Annotated in this window: 14 protein-coding genes; 13 read left to right on the top strand and 1 reads right to left on the bottom strand. The window is 68.3% G+C overall.

Annotation, left to right across the window (positions count from 1 at the left end; genetic code table 11):
* The first annotated feature begins 106 nt into the window (after positions 1-106).
* From nuoG to D0Z60_RS05985, 12 genes are read left to right on the top strand one after another with little or no spacing between them, the layout of a single operon-like run.
* Entirely contained in the window at positions 107-2,104 is a 1,998-nt protein-coding gene (nuoG, locus tag D0Z60_RS06040; protein ID WP_118857411.1) for an NADH-quinone oxidoreductase subunit NuoG, read from the top strand.
* Positions 2,101-3,159 (top strand): NADH-quinone oxidoreductase subunit NuoH, encoded by a 1,059-nt coding sequence (gene nuoH / locus D0Z60_RS06035; protein ID WP_118857410.1) that lies wholly within the window; start codon positions 2,101-2,103, stop codon positions 3,157-3,159. The genes nuoG and nuoH overlap by 4 nt, the downstream gene beginning before the upstream one ends.
* On the top strand, positions 3,153-3,638 hold the full coding sequence (gene nuoI, locus D0Z60_RS06030) for an NADH-quinone oxidoreductase subunit NuoI (protein WP_118857409.1): 486 nt from the start codon (positions 3,153-3,155) through the stop codon (positions 3,636-3,638). Before nuoH ends, nuoI begins: the two co-directional genes overlap by 7 nt.
* Positions 3,639-3,653: 15 nt before the next feature.
* Complete coding sequence (locus D0Z60_RS06025; protein WP_118857408.1) at positions 3,654-4,256, top strand: NADH-quinone oxidoreductase subunit J; 603 nt, start codon at positions 3,654-3,656, stop codon at positions 4,254-4,256.
* Positions 4,253-4,558, top strand: coding sequence for an NADH-quinone oxidoreductase subunit NuoK (gene nuoK, locus D0Z60_RS06020; RefSeq protein WP_118857407.1), 306 nt, complete (start codon positions 4,253-4,255; stop codon positions 4,556-4,558). The genes D0Z60_RS06025 and nuoK overlap by 4 nt, the downstream gene beginning before the upstream one ends.
* A gap of 4 nt (positions 4,559-4,562) precedes the next feature.
* Entirely contained in the window at positions 4,563-6,611 is a 2,049-nt protein-coding gene (gene nuoL / locus D0Z60_RS06015) for an NADH-quinone oxidoreductase subunit L (protein WP_118857406.1), read from the top strand.
* Positions 6,608-8,152 carry an NADH-quinone oxidoreductase subunit M gene (locus D0Z60_RS06010; RefSeq protein ID WP_118857405.1) on the top strand — a complete coding sequence of 515 codons (1,545 nt, stop codon included), beginning with the start codon at positions 6,608-6,610 and terminating at the stop codon, positions 8,150-8,152. The genes nuoL and D0Z60_RS06010 overlap by 4 nt, the downstream gene beginning before the upstream one ends.
* The gene (nuoN, locus tag D0Z60_RS06005; protein ID WP_118857404.1) at positions 8,152-9,582 is read left to right on the top strand and encodes an NADH-quinone oxidoreductase subunit NuoN; all 1,431 of its coding nucleotides are present in this window, start codon (positions 8,152-8,154) and stop codon (positions 9,580-9,582) included. Before D0Z60_RS06010 ends, nuoN begins: the two co-directional genes overlap by 1 nt.
* A complete protein-coding gene (locus D0Z60_RS06000; protein ID WP_240325561.1) occupies positions 9,579-10,292 on the top strand; it encodes a biotin--[acetyl-CoA-carboxylase] ligase in 714 nt (237 codons plus the stop codon). Before nuoN ends, D0Z60_RS06000 begins: the two co-directional genes overlap by 4 nt.
* 10 nt (positions 10,293-10,302) lie before the next feature.
* The gene (locus tag D0Z60_RS05995; RefSeq protein ID WP_118857403.1) at positions 10,303-11,103 is read left to right on the top strand and encodes a type III pantothenate kinase; all 801 of its coding nucleotides are present in this window, start codon (positions 10,303-10,305) and stop codon (positions 11,101-11,103) included.
* Positions 11,100-12,743, top strand: a complete 1,644-nt coding sequence (locus tag D0Z60_RS05990; RefSeq protein WP_118857402.1) for a ribonuclease J — start codon at positions 11,100-11,102, stop codon at positions 12,741-12,743. Before D0Z60_RS05995 ends, D0Z60_RS05990 begins: the two co-directional genes overlap by 4 nt.
* Positions 12,743-13,003 carry a DUF1467 family protein gene (locus D0Z60_RS05985; protein ID WP_118857401.1) on the top strand — a complete coding sequence of 87 codons (261 nt, stop codon included), beginning with the start codon at positions 12,743-12,745 and terminating at the stop codon, positions 13,001-13,003. Before D0Z60_RS05990 ends, D0Z60_RS05985 begins: the two co-directional genes overlap by 1 nt.
* Before the next feature lie 9 nt (positions 13,004-13,012).
* Here the strand turns inward: D0Z60_RS05985 and D0Z60_RS05980 are convergent, their stop codons facing one another.
* Positions 13,013-15,301 (bottom strand): coiled-coil domain-containing protein, encoded by a 2,289-nt coding sequence (locus tag D0Z60_RS05980; protein WP_162888106.1) that lies wholly within the window; start codon positions 15,299-15,301, stop codon positions 13,013-13,015.
* A 117-nt stretch (positions 15,302-15,418) separates the two neighbouring features.
* On the opposite strand from D0Z60_RS05980, the gene D0Z60_RS05975 reads away from it, so the two are divergent.
* Positions 15,419-16,606: a hypothetical protein gene (locus tag D0Z60_RS05975; RefSeq protein WP_118857399.1), complete on the top strand. Its 1,188-nt coding sequence runs from the start codon at positions 15,419-15,421 to the stop codon at positions 16,604-16,606.
* Positions 16,607-16,719: the final 113 nt, after the last annotated feature.

The raw sequence follows: 16,719 nt of genomic DNA, 5'->3' as shown, positions 1-16,719 counted from the left end.
GACAAAACTCGGGTTCGCGCTATGGGGCATCGTGCTTTTTGCCATCGGGCTTTTCGCGGCATCCCTTTTGCTTGGCTGGGTGGTTCTGACATGAAGGCAACTGTCTGTGCCTAAGCTCACCGTCGACGGCGTCGAGATCGAGGTTCCGCAGGGCGCGACCGTGCTGCAGGCGTGCGAGCTTGCGGGCAAGGAGATCCCGCGCTTCTGCTATCACGAGCGGCTGAGCATCGCCGGCAATTGCCGGATGTGCCTGGTCGAGGTCGCGCCGGGGCCGCCCAAGCCGCAGGCGTCGTGCGCGCTGCCGGCCGCCGACGGCCAGGCGATCCGCACCGACACGCCGATGGTCAAGAAGGCACGCGAGGGGGTGATGGAGTTCTTGCTCATCAACCACCCGCTCGACTGCCCGATCTGCGACCAGGGCGGCGAATGCGATCTGCAGGACCAGGCGATGGCCTATGGCCGCTCGGGCAGCCGATTTGACGAGAACAAGCGCGCGGTCGAAGACAAATATATGGGGCCGATCGTCAAGACGGCGATGACCCGGTGCATCCAGTGCACCCGCTGCGTGCGCTTTTCGGACGAGGTCGCGGGCACCCCGCAGATGGGCATGCTGTTCCGCGGCGAGGACGCGCAGATCACGTCCTATCTGGAAGGTGCGCTGACCAGCGAATTGTCGGGCAATCTGGTCGATCTGTGCCCGGTCGGGGCGCTGCTGCCGCGGCCCTACAGCTTCCAGGCGCGGCCGTGGGAGCTGAAGAAGGTGCCGGGCGTCGACGTGATGGACGCGGTCGGCACCAATATCCGCATGGACGTGCGCTCGGGCCAGGTGATGCGGGCGCTGCCGCGGATCAACGATGCGGTCAACGAAGAGTGGGCGCACGACAAGACCCGCCACCACGTCGACGGGCTGGTGCGTGGGCGGCTCGACCGGCCGTGGGTGCGGGACAAGGGGAAATTGCGCGCGGCCGATTGGGGCGAAGCGCTGGCGCTGTTCGCCAAGAGGTTCAAGTCGGCTGGGTCCAAGGTCGCGGCGGTGGCTGGCGACTTGGTGGATGCCGAGACGATGTATGCGGCAAAGGCCTTGCTGGCGGGGGCCGGATCGGCGCTGCTCGAGGGACGTCAGACCGGGCTGGACTATGACGTGACGAGCCTTGGCGCGGTGCGCTTCAACACGCCGATCGCCGAGATTGAGAATGCCGACGCGGTGCTGCTGGTCGGCACCAATTTGCGCTGGGAAGCGGCGCTGGTGAATACGCGGGTGCGCAAGGCGGTTCGGCGCGGCGCGCGGGTGTTCGGCATCGGGCCCGAGGTCGATCTGGGCTATGCGGTCGAGTGGCTGGGCGACGATCTGGGGTTGCTCGGCAAGCTGCCAGCGGCGCTCGGCGAGGCCAAGCAGCCGGTGATGATCGTCGGGCCGGGCGCGCTGGCCGCGGGCGGGCTCGGCGCTGCGCTGGCCGCTTCGGGCGGGTTCATGAAGCCCGGCTGGAACGGGTTCAATGTGGTGCACACCGCGGCGTCGCGGATGGCGGGGCTGCTGCTCGGTTTTGCCCAGCGCGGCGGGATCGCGAGCACCGCCGAGGGCAAGCCGGAGCTGGTCATCCTGCTCGGCGCCGACGAGCTGGCCGAGGGCGCGTTCGGCGACGCGTTCACCGTCTACATCGGCCACCACGGCGACCGCGGGGCCAGAGATGCGGACTTGGTTCTGCCGGGCGCGGCCTATGCCGAGAAGCATGGCACGTGGGTCAATATCGAGGGCCGGGTGCAGCGCGGCGAGCGGGCCTGCTTCCCGCCGGGCGATGCGCGCGAGGACTGGACGATCTTTCGCGCGCTGTCCGACATGATCGGCCGGCCGCTGCCGTTCGACCGCTTCGACCAATTGCGCGCCGCGATGGTGGCTCAGGTGCCCGAGCTCGGCCTCGACGAGGGCGCAGTGATCGATTTCGGCTGGGATCCGCCGAAGCTCGAGGCCAAGGCCAGCGGGCCGGTCACTTACCCGATCGCCGACTTCTACCTCACCAACGCGATCTGCCGCGCGAGCCCGACCATGCACCGCTGCTCGGAGGAGCTGGTGCACGGGGTGGAATTCCTGGAGGCGGCGGAGTGACGGCGGCGCTGCAATCGTGGGGGCTGACCTATGAATGGTCGTGGCTGCTGGCAACGGTCGCCGGGATCCTGCTGATCTCGCTTCCGCTGATGCTGGCGGTGGCGATGGTGATCTATGCCGAGCGCAAGATCTGGGCTGCGATCGCGCTCCGCCGCGGGCCGAACGTGGTCGGGCCGTGGGGGCTGCTGCAGAGCTTCGCCGACGGGCTGAAGGTGTTCCTCAAGGAAACCATCGTCCCGACCAGCGCCAACAAGGGGCTGTTCATCCTGGCGCCGATCATCACCTTCACCACCGCGCTGATCGTGTGGGCGGTAGTGCCGTTCGACCTCGGCGTGGTGCTGACCGACATCAATGTGGGCTTGCTCTACATCCTCGCGGCGTCGAGCCTCGGGGTTTATGGCGTGATCCTCGCGGGGTGGGCGTCCAACTCCAAATATCCGTTCTTCTCGGCGATCCGCGCCGCGGCGCAGATGGTCAGCTATGAGGTCAGCATCGGCTTCGTGCTGATCTGCGTCGTGCTCTACGCGGGAACGTTTAACCTCACCGGCATCGTCATGGCGCAGCTCGGCCACGGGCTCGGGCTGTTCAACGGCTTCGGGTTCAATCCGTTGCTGTTCCCGATGGCAGTGGTGTTCCTGATCAGCTCGATGGCCGAGACGTTCCGCACCCCGTTCGACCTGGTCGAGGCGGAGAGCGAACTGGTCGCCGGGCACCAGACCGAATATTCGAGCATGAGCTTCGCGCTGTTCTGGCTCGGCGAATATGCCAACGTCATCCTGATGTGCGCGCTCAACGCCATCCTATTCTGGGGCGGGTTCCTGCCGCCGATGAACGTCGATCTCATCCCCTGGTTCGATATCCCGGGCTGGATCTGGCTGATTGGCAAGATGTGCCTGTTCTTCTTCATCTTCGGCTGGGTCAAGGCGACCGTGCCGAGGTACCGCTACGACCAGCTGATGCGGCTGGGGTGGAAGGTGTTCCTGCCGCTCAGCCTGCTGTTCGTCACGCTCATCTCGGGCTGGCTGATGGTCAAGAATGAAGGATTGCCGTGGTGATCGCGCGTACCATCAAGGCCTTCACTTTGTGGGAGTTCGTGCGGGCGCACGCGCTGACGCTGAGGTATTTCTTCAAGCCCAAGGCGACGATCAATTACCCGTACGAGAAGGTGCCGCAGTCGCCCCGCTTCCGCGGCGAGCATGCGCTTCGGCGTTATCCGAACGGCGAGGAGCGGTGCATCGCGTGCAAGCTGTGCGAGGCGATCTGCCCGGCGCAGGCGATCACGATCGAGGCCGAGCCGCGCGAGGACGGCAGCCGGCGGACGACGCGCTACGACATCGATATGGTCAAGTGCATCTATTGCGGGCTGTGCGCCGAGGCCTGCCCGGTGGATGCGATCGTCGAGGGGCCGAACCTCGAGTTCGCGACCGAAACGCGCGAGGAATTGCTCTACGACAAGGCCAAATTGCTCGACAATGGCGACCGCTGGGAAAGCGCCATCGCCGCCAACCTTGCCGCCGACGCGGCGTATCGGTAGGCGCGCCGCAACTTCATGATCGCCCTCATCGCCTTCTATCTGTTCGCCGGTATGACCATCGCGTCCGCGATCCTGGTCATCTTCGCGCGCAACCCGGTGCACAGCGTGCTGTGGCTGATCGTGGCGTTCTTCAACGCCGCCGGGCTGATGCTGCTGGTCGGCGCCGAGTTCATCGCGATGCTGCTGGTGATCGTCTATGTCGGCGCGGTCGCCGTGCTGTTTCTGTTCGTGGTGATGATGCTCAACATCGACTTCGCCACGCTGCGCTCGGGCTTCTCGCGCAACCTGCCGTTCGGGTTGATGATCGCGCTGGTGCTGCTGGCCGAGATCGCCATCGCCGCCAATGCGCGCGACTCCGGGCCGCTGATCGGCAACAAGCCCGTCGCCAGCGCGCAGCCCAATATCGAAGTGCTCGGCGAGGCGCTGTACAGCCGATTCCTGCTGCCGTTCGAGCTTGCCGGGCTGATCCTGCTGGTGGCGATGATCGGCGCGATCGTGCTGACCCACCGCAGCCGCGGCGACAATCGCGGCCAGAACATCAGCCGCCAGATCGCCCGCCGTCCCCAGGACGCGACCCGCAACATGCAGCCGGGCGTGGGCGAGGGGATGACGCTGTGATCGGCCTGTCGCATTACCTTACGGTGGCCGCGATCCTGTTTACGATCGGCGTGCTCGGGATTTTCCTCAATCGCCGCAACATCATCCTGATGCTGATGGCGATCGAGCTGATCCTGCTCGCCGTGAACATCAATCTGGTCGCGTTCAGCGCCTTTCTCGGCGACATCACCGGCCAGGTGTTCGCGATGTTCGTCCTGACCGTTGCCGCGGCCGAGGCGGCGATCGGGCTCGCCATCCTCGTCATCTTCTTCCGCCGCCGCGGCTCGATCGCGGTCGACGACGCCGACCGGATGCGGGGCTAGGCAGATGCACCCGATCGTTCTCATCTGCTTCCTGCCGCTCGTCGCGGCGATCATTGCCGGCCTGTTCGGGCGGGTGATCGGCAATACGGCGGCCAAGGTCGTCACGACCGGCGCGCTGTTCGCCGCCTGCGCGCTCAGCTGGCCGGTGTTCCTGTCGTATCTCAACGGCAGCGCCGAGGCGCAGGTCGTGCCGGTCCTGAAGTTCATCGAGAGCGGCGCGCTCAACGTCGACTGGGCGCTTCGGGTCGATACGCTGACGGCGGTGATGCTGGTGGTGGTGACGAGCGTGTCGAGCCTCGTCCACCTCTACAGCTGGGGCTATATGGCGGAGGACAAGAGTCAGCCGCGCTTCTTCGCCTATCTCTCGCTGTTCACCTTCGCGATGCTGATGCTGGTGACCGCCGACAGCCTGGTGCAGATGTTCTTCGGCTGGGAGGGCGTCGGCCTGGCCTCCTACCTGCTGATCGGCTTCTGGTATCACAAGCCGAGCGCCAACGCGGCCGCGCTCAAGGCGTTCGTCGTCAACCGGGTCGGCGATTTCGGCTTCTCGCTCGGTATCTTCGGCACCTTCCTGGTGTTCGGCACGGTGTCGATCCCCGAAATTCTCGCCGCCGCGCCGGGCATGGCCGGATCGACCATCGGCTTTGCCGGAATGCGGGTCGACACCATGACTTTGCTCTGCCTGCTGCTGTTCGTCGGGGCGATGGGCAAGTCGGCGCAATTGGGGCTTCACACCTGGCTGCCCGACGCGATGGAAGGCCCGACCCCGGTGTCGGCGCTGATCCACGCCGCGACGATGGTCACCGCCGGCGTGTTCATGGTGTGCCGCCTGTCGCCGATGTTCGAGGCCGCGCCCGACGCACTCACCGTCGTCACCTATGTCGGCGCGGCGACCGCGATCTTTGCCGCGACGGTCGGCACGGTGCAGAACGACATCAAGCGGGTGATCGCTTATTCGACCTGCTCGCAGCTCGGCTACATGTTCTTCGCCGCCGGAGTCGGCGCGTACGGCGCGGCGATGTTCCATCTGTTCACCCACGCCTTCTTCAAGGCTTTGCTGTTCCTCGGCGCGGGATCGGTGATCCACGCGATGCACCACGAGCAGGACATGCGCTATTACGGCGCGCTGCGGCGCGAGATCCCGCTGACCTTCTGGACGATGGTCATCGGTACGCTGGCGATCACCGGGGTCGGCATCATCGGCGTGTTCGGGTTCGCCGGCTTCTATTCCAAGGACGCGATCCTCGAGAGCGCGTTCGCCAGCGGGACGGTGCACGGCAACATCGCCTTCTTCCTCGGCGCGCTGGCGGCGCTGCTGACCAGCTTCTATTCGTGGCGGCTGATCTTCCTCACCTTCTTCGGCAAGGCGCGCTGGGCGGCCAGCGAGCATATCCAGCATGCGGTGCACGGCGATCACGAGGCACCCGACGAAGAGCATGGCGACAGCGGCCACGGCACCGGCCTGCCGCCCGAGGGCACCGCCGGCTATCATCCGCACGAGAGCCCCTGGTCGATGCTGATCCCGCTGGTGCTGCTGAGCATCGGCGCGGTGTTCGCCGGCTTTGCCTTCTATTACCCGTTCTTCGGGACCGAGGAGGGCGCCGCTTTCTGGGCCGGGAGCCTGGTCCACAACGAGCATCTGGTCCACGCCGCGCACGAAGTGCCGTTGTGGGTCAAGCTGACCCCGGGTGCGGTCATGCTGGTCGGCTTGGCAATCGCCTGGCGCAACTACATCCGCCGACCGGGCGCACCCGCGGCGTTCGTCGCGACCTTCCCCGGGCTGCACCGCTTCCTGATGAACAAATGGTATTTCGACGAGCTCTACGATTTCCTGTTCGTGCGCCCGTCGCTGTGGCTCGGCCGCTTCCTGTGGAAGCGTGGCGACGAGGAGACGATCGACCGCTTCGGCCCGCACGGCGCGGCGCATGCGGTGGGCTTCGGCAACAGGCTTACCGCGCGGCTGCAGTCGGGCTATGTGACGAACTATGCGCTGATCATGCTGCTCGGGCTGATCGCCGCGGCGTCCTGGGCATTTTGGTGGGCTGCCGAATGAGCGGCTTGCCTATCCTGTCGATCCTGATCTTCGTGCCGCTTGTCGCCGCGCTGCTGTGCCTCGCGCTCAAGGCCGATGGCGCGCGGTGGACGGCGTTGATTGCGACGCTGGTCAATCTGGCGCTCGGCATTGCGCTGTGGGCGGCGTTCGACCCGGCCGGGCCGCAATGGCAGTTCGTCGAATACGCCTCGATCGGCGGGCCGATCGCCTGGGCGCTCGGGATCGACGGCATCGCATTGATGCTGATCGTGCTGAGCGTATTCCTGATGCCGATCTGCATCGGCGCGTCGTGGCGCGCGATCGACCGGCGGGTGCCCGAATATATGGCGTCGTTCCTGGCGATGGAGGCGCTGATGATCGGCGTGTTCGCGGCCCAGGATCTGCTGCTGTTCTACATCTTTTTCGAGGGCGGCCTCATCCCGATGTACCTCATCATCGGCATCTGGGGCGGCGCCGAGCGGATCAAGGCGGCGTACAAATTCTTCCTCTACACGCTGTTCGGATCGGTGCTGATGCTGATCGCGATGGTGGTGATGATCAAGACCGCCGGCACCGCCTCGATCCCCGAGCTGATGGCGTACGACTTCGACCCCGGGCTGCAGACGTGGTTGTGGCTGGCGTTCTTCGCCAGCTTCGCGGTCAAGATGCCGATGTGGCCGGTCCACACCTGGCTGCCCGATGCGCACGTCCAGGCGCCGACCGCGGGCTCGGTGATCCTGGCCGGCGTGCTGCTGAAAATGGGCGGTTACGGTTTCGTCCGCTTCTCGCTGCCGATGTTCCCGGAGGCGTCGGCCGAACTCGTCGGGCTGGTGTTCATCCTCAGCGGGATCGCGGTGGTCTACACCTCGCTGGTCGCGCTGGCGCAGGCCGACATGAAAAAGCTGATCGCTTATTCTTCGGTCGCGCACATGGCGTTCGTGACGTTCGGCCTGTTCGCCTTCAACCGCCAGGGGATCGAGGGCGCGCTGATGGTGATGCTCGGGCACGGGCTGGTGTCGGGCGCGCTCTTCCTGTGCGTCGGCGTGGTCTACGACCGGCTGCACACCCGCGAAATCGCGCGCTACGGCGGGCTGTCGAACAACATGCCCGCGTTCGCCGCTCTGTTCATGCTGTTCACCATGGCGAGCGTGGGCCTTCCCGGACTGAGCAACTTCCCGGGCGAGTTCCTGGCGTTGATGGGCACGTACCAGGTGTCGACCTGGGCGGCGGTGGTGGCGACGACCGGGATCATCCTCGGCGCGGCCTACATGCTGTGGCTGTACTGGCAGGTCTGCTTCGGCGCGGCGCGCGGGGCGGATGCGGCGGCGATGCCGGATCTTTCCAAGCGCGAATGGGCGCTGCTTGCGCCGCTCGCCGCGGCGGTGATCTGGATGGGGGTCTATCCGGAGAGCTTCATGAAGCCGATGCGGGCCGACGTCGGCCGCCTGCTCGAAAGGATCGAGCGAGCCAAGCCGGCCGGTGACAGCCGGCCGACCGCGGGCAAGCCGTCCGCCGCCAAGGCCGACGCGCACCACGCGCCGGCCGCCGGAGAGGCGCACTGATGCAGTTCGAAGCGCTCTTGCCCGAAATCATCCTCGTCGTCGGCGCCTTGGTGCTGATGATGGTCGCCGCCTGGGGCGGACGCCGCTCGGCCGGGCTGACCAGCTGGGCCTCGGTCGTGCTGCTGATCGGCGCGAGCGTGGCGACGTTCGGGGCGCCGATGGAGGCCGGGCCGCTGTTCGGCGGGCTAATCGCGGGCGACGGCTTTGCCGGTTTCGGCAAGGTCACGATCTTCCTCGCCGCGGCGATCGCGATCGTCGCCGCGCACGGCTGGTTCGAACGCGACTTCGAGCATGGCGCCGAATATCCGGTGCTGATCCTACTGAGCGCAATCGGCATGGCGGTGATGGTCGCCGCGACGAGCACGATGACGCTCTACGTCGGTCTCGAGCTCACCAGCCTGTCGAGCTATGTGCTCGCCTCGTACCGCCGGACCGACGACCGCTCGTCCGAGGCGGGGCTGAAATATTTCGTGCTCGGCGCGCTCGCCAGCGGGATCCTGCTGTACGGCATCTCGCTGCTCTACGGCTTCACGGGCACGACCCAGTTCGACGGAATTGCCGCGGCCTTCGAGCGCTCCGAGCCGCCGACGCTTGGCCTGCTGTTCGGGCTGGTGTTCGTGATGGCCGGGATCGCGTTCAAGATCAGCGCGGTGCCGTTCCACATGTGGACGCCGGATGTCTACGAAGGCGCGCCGACGCCGGTCACCGCCTTCTTCGCCTCGGCGCCGAAGGTCGCCGGCGTACTGCTCGCCACCCGGCTCAGCCTCGACGCGATGGGGCCGGCGATCGAGGCGTGGCGGCAGATCGTGATCGTCGCGGCGCTGGCCTCGATCGCGCTCGGCGCCATCGCCGCCTACGGCCAGACCAATATCAAGCGGCTGCTGGCCTATTCGTCGATCAACAATGTCGGCTTCGCGCTGATCGGCCTTGCCGCGGGCGGGATCGGCGGCGCGGCGTTGGTGCTGTTCTACATGGCGATCTATGTCGTCATGACGCTGGGCGCGTTCCTGATCGTGCTTCGGATGCGGACCTACAGCGGGCCGGTCGAAAGCCTCGATAGTTTGAAGGGCCTGTCGCAGACGCGGCCGTGGCTCGCGCTGGGGCTGGCGATGTTCATGTTCAGCCTGGCCGGCATTCCGCCGTTGTTCGGCTTCTGGCCGAAATATCTGGTGTTCCAGGCGGCGGTCGATGCCGGGCTGATCGCGCTCGCGGTGGCCGGCATCGTCGGCACCGTGATCGGCGCGTATTATTACATCAAGATCGTCAAGCTGATGTATTTCGACGCGCCGGGCGAGCCCTATGCGCGGGTGCGGGCGCCGGTCGAAAGTGTGCTGATCGTGCTCGCCGCGATCATCGTCAGCCCGCTTGGCTATGTGCTCGCCGGGCCGCTCGGGCGGCTCGCCAACAATGCGGCGGCGTCGCTGTTTTGAGCCGCCTGAGGTTCGTCGAGCGGACCGGATCGACCAACGCCGACCTGCTTGCCGACCCCGCCGCGGCCGAGGGCGAGTGGCTGATCGCGCGGGCGCAGACCGGCGGGCGCGGGCGGCAGGGGCGGGCGTGGACGAGCCTCGACGGCAATTTCTTCGGCTCGACGGTGGTCGCGCTGCGTGGCTCCGACCCCCCGGCGCCGACGCTGGCGCTAGTCGCCGGCCTGGCGCTGGCCGATGCGATCGACGCCGCCGCGCCGGGCGAGCCGATCAGCCTCAAATGGCCCAATGATGTGATGCTGCGCCGGGGCAAGCTGGCGGGAATCCTGCTCGAGCGAAGCGGCGAAAGGGTGATCGCCGGCTTCGGAGTCAATCTGGCGGTCGCGCCCGAGGTGCCGGGGCGGGAGACGGCGTCGCTGGCGCATCGCGGGGTGACTCCGCAAGCGTTCGCGCCGCTGCTCGCCGCGGCGTTCGACCGGCTACTCGGCGCGTGGCGGATGAGCGAGCCTGCCGCGCTGACCCGCAGCTGGGAAGAGCGCGCCCACCCGCGCGGCACGCCGCTGGCGGTGCATCAGGGGCCGGACGAGATGGTCGAGGGCAGCTTCGACGGGCTCGACCCCGACGGGGCGTTGCGGCTCCGCCTTGCCGACGGCCGGCTCGTCACCGTCCGCACCGGCGATGTCGACCTCGCCAACCCGGCAATCTCCGGCTAGGCGGCTCGTCATGCTGCTCGCGATCGACGCCGGGAACACCAACATCGTCTTCGCCCTCGTCGATACCGGCGCGGGCGAGGGGGCGGGGACGATCCGCGCGCGCTGGCGGATCGCGACCGACCCGCGCCGCACCGCAGATCAATATGCAGTGTGGCTCCATCAATTGCTCGAGCTCGAAGGTCTCGAGCGCGGCGCGGTGACCTCGGTCATCATCGGCACCGTCGTCCCGCGCGCGCTGCACAATCTTGAGGTGCTCAGCGTCAAATATTTCCACTGCACGCCGCTTATCGCCGGCCAGGGCGTGGCGGCGTGGCCGATCGCGCTCGACGTCGACGAGCCCGGCAGCGTCGGCGCCGACCGGGTGCTCAACGCCATCGCCGCGCGCGACCGGTTCGACGCCGACAATCTGGTGGTGATCGACTTCGGCACCGCCACCACATTCGATCTGGTCGACCGCAAGGGCGCCTATCGCGGCGGAATCATCGCGCCGGGCATCAATCTTTCGCTGGACGCGCTCGTCCAGGCCGCGGCGAAGCTGCCCCGGATCGCGATCGAGGCGCCCAGCGACCGCTCGGTGATCGGCCGCAACACCGAGGCGCAGATGCGGATCGGCGTGTTCTGGGGCTATGTGGCGATGATCGAAGGCCTGCTCGAGCGGATCAAGGCCGAGCTCGACGGGCCGGTCAGCGTGATCGGCACCGGCGGGCTGGCCCTTTTGTTCGACAAGCATACGAACGTGTTCGACGTGGTCGAGCCCGACCTGACCATTCACGGGCTGGCGCTGCTCGCCAAGGGAGCCGACGCGCGATGACCCCCAAGGATAATGAATTGCTGTTCGTCAGCCTTGGCGGCTCGGGCGAGATCGGCATGAACGTCAATCTCTACGGCACCGCCGGCAAATGGCTGATGGTCGACCTCGGCCTGACCTTCGCCGATACCGATTATCCCGGCGTCGACCTCATCCTGCCGGACCTCGAGTTCATCGAGCAGCAGCGGGGCCAGCTGATCGGGATCGTCCTCACTCACGGCCACGAGGACCATATCGGCGCGATCCCCTATCTCGCCGCCGAGCTCAAGGTGCCGCTCTACGCCACGCCGTTCACCGCCGGTCTGATCGCCGGCAAGCTCGAGGAGGAGGGGCTGACCGGCCAGGTCAAGCTCCACGTCATCGAGCGCGGCGGTGCGATCGACCTCGATCCGTTCAAGGTGACGTTCGTCGCGCTCGCCCACTCTATTCCCGAGGGCAATGGCGTCTTGATCGAGACTGCCGCGGGCAAGATATTCCACACCGGCGACTGGAAGGTCGACGAGACCCCGGTGCTCGGCCAGCCCTCGACGCCCGAGCAGCTGACCGCGATCGGCGACCGCGGGATCACCGCCTTGGTGTGCGATTCGACCAACGTGTTCGACCCCGAGGCGTCGGGCTCCGAAGCGTCAGTCCATGACGGGCTGCGCGCTGCGGTCGAAGCGGCGCGCGGTCGCGTGCTGGTCACCACCTTCGCCTCCAACGCCGCGCGGCTCCAAACCATCGGCCGGGTGGCGCAAGAGACCGGGCGGCGGGTGGTGGTCGCGGGCCGAAGCCTCGACCGGATCCTGCGCGTGGCGCGGGCGACCGGCTATCTCAAGGATTTCCCCGAGCCGCTGGCGTTCGACGAGGCGATGCTGCTGCCGAAAAGCGAGGTGCTGATCATCGCCACCGGCGGCCAGGGCGAGCCGCGCGCGGCGCTGGCGCGGATCGCCGCCGGACAGCACGAGCTCAAGCTGACCGAGGGCGACAGCGTCTTGTTCTCGTCCAAGATCATCCCCGGCAACGAGATCGCCATCGGCCACATCATGAACGCGCTGAGCGATCTCGGCGTCGTCATCGTCACCTCGCGCCAGTTCCCGATCCACGTCTCCGGCCACCCCGGCCGGCCCGAGCTCGAGCGGATGTATCGCTGGATCCGGCCGGAGATCATCGTTCCGGTCCACGGCGAGGCGCGGCACCTGCGCGAGCAGGCGCGGCTGGCGCTCGCCACCGGGGTCCCGAGCGCGGTGGTCCAGAACAATGGCGACGTCATCCGGCTCGCGCCCGATGGGCCGAAGAAGCTCACCGAAGTGCGCACCGGGCGGCTGGTGCTCGACGGCGACGTGATCCTAGCGGCTGACGGCGCGACCATCGGCCAGCGGCGGCGGATAGGCTTCGGTGGGCTGGTCGCGGTGACTTTGGCGGTGGCTGGCGACGGCGCGCTGGCGGGTGATCCGCTGGTGCGCCCATTCGGGATTCCGGTCGAGGCCGATCTGGACGATTTCCTGACCGACGCGTCCGACGCCGCGCGCAAGGCCTATGGCGACGGCGGGCGCGAACCGGAGCGGCAGCTGGAACCGGTGCGCCTCGCGGTGCGCCGCTGCGCGACTTTGTGGACCGGCAAGAAGCCGCTGGTCGACGTGTCGATCGTCCGGGTCGACTGATGCAGCCCGGCTCGGCGCTGGCGATCTATTTCCTGTTCTTCATCGGCTGCGCATTCCTGCTGCTGCCGTTTGGAGTGCGCACCGACGAGGAAGCGGGGACGCCCAAGGTCGCCGGCCAGGCCGACAGCGCCCCGCACCGCTTCGACCTCAAGCGCCACCTGCTGCGCTCGGCGCTGGTCGCAGCGGCGCTGTTCGCGCTCTACTACCTTAACTGGCTCTACGGCTGGATCACGGTCGAGGACCTCGACTTCTATCATTAAACCCGATCGTTAGCGCCGTCCCCCGGCGACCGGGGCGAGGGCGGCGTACAGCTTGCCCATGTCGCTCGACATCAAGGTGACTGCCAGCGGGCCGCCGTCGCGCTCGGCGGTGACGCGGCGCAGCATTGCTTCGAAGTCGTGGACGTAGCGATTGACCGAATCCTGGAATTCGCGGTCGCTGTCATAGTGGGTCTGGAGCGCACGCGCCTCGCTCGAGCCGATCAGCCGGGCGGCGCGGCGAGTGAACACGCCGCGGTCGCCCTTGAGGTACGACGCCCATGACTTGTCGTCGACGTCGTCGCTGAGGATTTTGCCGACGTCGATCGCCGCCGAATGCATCGAATCGATCAGTAGCGACACGCGCTTGGCGAACGCCTCGCTGTCGCGCTCGCGGCGCTCGCCCTCGTTCCGCTCCAGATGCGCCTCCAGCGCCGCCGCGCTCTGGCCGATCGACAGCATCTGCTGGACCAGCCGCTCGGACGCGCCGCTCGCCGCCTCGACCGCGCGCACCGCGGTCGCCTCGAGCTCGCCGAGCTGCTGCGCCACGCTTTCCTGCACCGCGCGCTCGAGCGCCTCGCGCGCCGCCGCGGACAATTGGCCGGCAGCTTCGGGGACGACTGCCGAGATCGCCTCGCGGGCGCGCTCGGCGGCATGGGCGGCGGCTTCCTTGACCTGGACCAGCGCCGCAACCAGCGCCGGACCGGTTTCGCCCGACAGGCGCCGCGCCTCGTCCTCGGCCGACGCGATCGCGCCGGACAGTTCAGCCAGCCGCCGCTCGGCGCCGCCGACCCCGGTGTCGACCGCCGCGAGCAGCGCCGCGAGCCGGTCGTGCTGGGTCTCGACCCCGCTTGCTCCGGACGCGATCCGGTCGAGCGTTTCGCCGGCGAGGTCGCGCGCCGCGGTGAGCGGTTCGCGGACCGATAAAGCGGCCTCGGCCAGGCCGCCGGCGCGGCCCTCGGCCTCGGCCAGCGCCAGTGCGATATCGTCGCGCAGCGCGCCGGCGAGGCGGTCGAGCTTGTCGCCGAGTAGGGCGGTGCGCTCGGCGAGTTCGCCAAGGCCGGCGGCACTGCCGTCGGAATGGAGGTTGATCGCTTCCATTTCGCCGCGCAGCCGGGCGAGGTTACCGCCGATCGTCTCGCTGCGCGTGTCGCCTTCGGCGGCGAAGGCGCGGAACTGTTCGTCGAGCGCGGCGAGGCCGCCGGCGATCGACGCGATGAGGTGGCGCGAGCTGTCGTCCTGGCGCGCGATCTGCTCGGCCATGTGGTCGAGCGACGAGCGCGCCTCGCCGAGCCGGTCGCGCAGTGCCCCGGCGGATTCGATTCCCGCATGGGTGAAGCCGGCCTTGGCCTCGTCGACCAAAGCGGTAACGGCCTGTGACTGCAGCGCGATCCCGCCGCGGACCTCGTTGAGCACCTCGGCGGTTCGGCCGAGCAGCGAATCCAGCGAGGCGCCCGAGTCGTTGGCGACTGCGCTCAGCCGCTCGGCAGTCGCGCGCGCGCCCGCATCGAGCTCGGCCAAGCGGGCGGAAAGCAGGCTGCTGGCGGTGTCGACCCGCCGCTCGGTCTCGCCGGCCGCTTCGCCCAGCGCGCCGACCTGGTTTTCGAGCGCGGTCGCCTGTTCGCGCGCCGTCCGGCCGGCGGCCTGCAGTCGTTCCGCCATCGCCCGAGCCGTCGCTTCGGCGCGCGGCAGGTCGTCGAGCAGCACGCCGAGGTCGACGCGCGCATTGTTGGCGGCGCGGTCGAATGTCTCGCCGTGCCCGACGAGGCGCCGGGCGCCGGCGTCGAGCTCGGCCGAAGCCGCTCCGAGCCGGCCCGCGGTCTCGTCGCCGAGCATCATCAGCTGGTCAGCCATCGAGCGCAGCGCGAGATGATTGTCGTCGATCCGTTGGCGCACCACCGCGAGCAACCCGTCGAGCGCGCGCGCCTCGCCGCGCATCGCCGCGACCGAGCGGGTGAACGCCTCGGTCTCGCGGCGGCGGGTGCGGCCGAACATCAGCCACAACAGGCCGAGCAGCGCCAGCGGTCCGGTGGCGATCGCGGTCCATTGCGCCAGCGCGGGAAGGGACAGGTCGCGCCCGCCGAGCGCGAGGCCGGCCGACCAGGCGCTGAACGCCAGCCAGGCCGTGGCGAGGATCGCCAGCGCCCAGCCGAGCACGGCGCGCCCGCCGGCGCCCGAAGTAGGCTCGGGCTCGGCCACCTCGAACCATTCGCCGCCGCTCTCCGCCTCGGGCATCGCCCCGCGAAAATCGCTTTCGGGAGGCGGTTGGTAGGCGGGCGAAGCTGGCTCGGGCAGGGTCATGACGGGCAATTTACCACGTTTCGGCGCGTGCGGAAGCGCGATTGCGGCGGCGGGGTGGAAAGCCGCGCCCGGAGTGGCATAGAGGCGGGGCGTGCGGCGGGCCGCAGGGAGGGAAAGATGGCGCTCGGGGCGCTGATCGGCGCGTATCAGGAGGACGAAGCGGGCGGCCTTCGCGCGCTCTACCCGCTCGCCGGCCGGACATTGGTCGAATATCAGGTGCGCTGCGCCGCGGCGGTTGGGGCGGCGCCGGTGGTGGTGGTGGTCGAGCGGCTCCCGGCGGCGCTCAACGAGGCGTTCGAAAGGCTCCGCCAGGAGGGTCTTCCAGTGATCGCGGTCAGCGACAGCCAGGAGGCGGCCAGCCGGTTCGAGGCCGGCATGCCGATCCTGATGATCGCCGACGGCCTGGCGCCCGATTTCACCACCCTCACCAACCTCGCTTCGTTCGCCGAGCCGACCGTCGTGCTGGTCCCCGACGACGACGCGCACGCGCGCTTCGAGCGGGTCGACGCGGCCAATCGCTGGGCCGGAATCGCGCTGGTCGACGCGCCGACGCTCGGCTCGACCGTCGCCATGCTCGGCGACTGGGACCTGCAGTCGACCCTGCTTCGACGGATCGTCCAGGATGGCGCGCGGCGCATCGCGGCGGGGGAGGGCGGCGGCGGCGGACTGCTCGCTGATCGGCCCGAAGACCTCGCCGGCTTCGAGCGCCATCTGCTGATTTCGACCTGCGGCGCGCGCCACGATTGGGCGAGCCGCTATGCGCTCCCCGCGATCGAGGAATTCGCCACCGAGCAGCTGATGGACACCAGGGTTCGGCCTAACTGGCTGATGGTCGGTGCGATCGTGCTCACCGCCGCCGCGGCGATCGGCTTCTCGCGCGGCTGGCTGTGGCAATCCTATGTGCTGCTGCTGCTGGCCACCCCGCTCGATCTCATCGCCGCTCGCCTGGCGGCGCTCCGCCTCAAGCCGTTGTCGCCCTTGGCGTGGACCCGCCGCCTGTTGTGGCCGCTGAGCGGAGTCGCGCTGCTGCTGCTCGGCTGGCGGATCGGCAACCATGGCGGCGGATGGGGCGCGACGCTTGCGGCCGTCGCCACGCTCGCTTTCGCCCAGGCGGCGCGGTTCGAGGCCGAGGGGAGCGAGCTGCCCGGCCGGATCTGGTTGTTCTCGCGCCGCAACGCGGTGATCGGCGCGATCCCGTTCGTGATCGGCGGCTGGTGGACGGCGCTGGTCGTCGCGCTGATGGTCTACGCCGCGGCGAGCCTGTTCGCCGCCCAGCATCTGCGCCACCGCATCGTTCGCGATTGACGGCGCGTTAACCCCAATCCTCTAACCATAACGGATATGATGCCGGTGGAATGGCCGATCGCTGCAGGGGCAGCAGACCGCCCGGTCGATCCCGCGCGCCCGCGTGGTCCCAG

The sequence above is a fragment of the Sphingomonas mesophila genome (assembly GCF_003499275.1).
Classification (GTDB): domain Bacteria; phylum Pseudomonadota; class Alphaproteobacteria; order Sphingomonadales; family Sphingomonadaceae; genus Sphingomicrobium; species Sphingomicrobium mesophilum.
The sequence above is the reverse complement of the archived record's forward strand: the minus strand, read 5'-3'. Positions and strand labels throughout refer to the sequence as shown.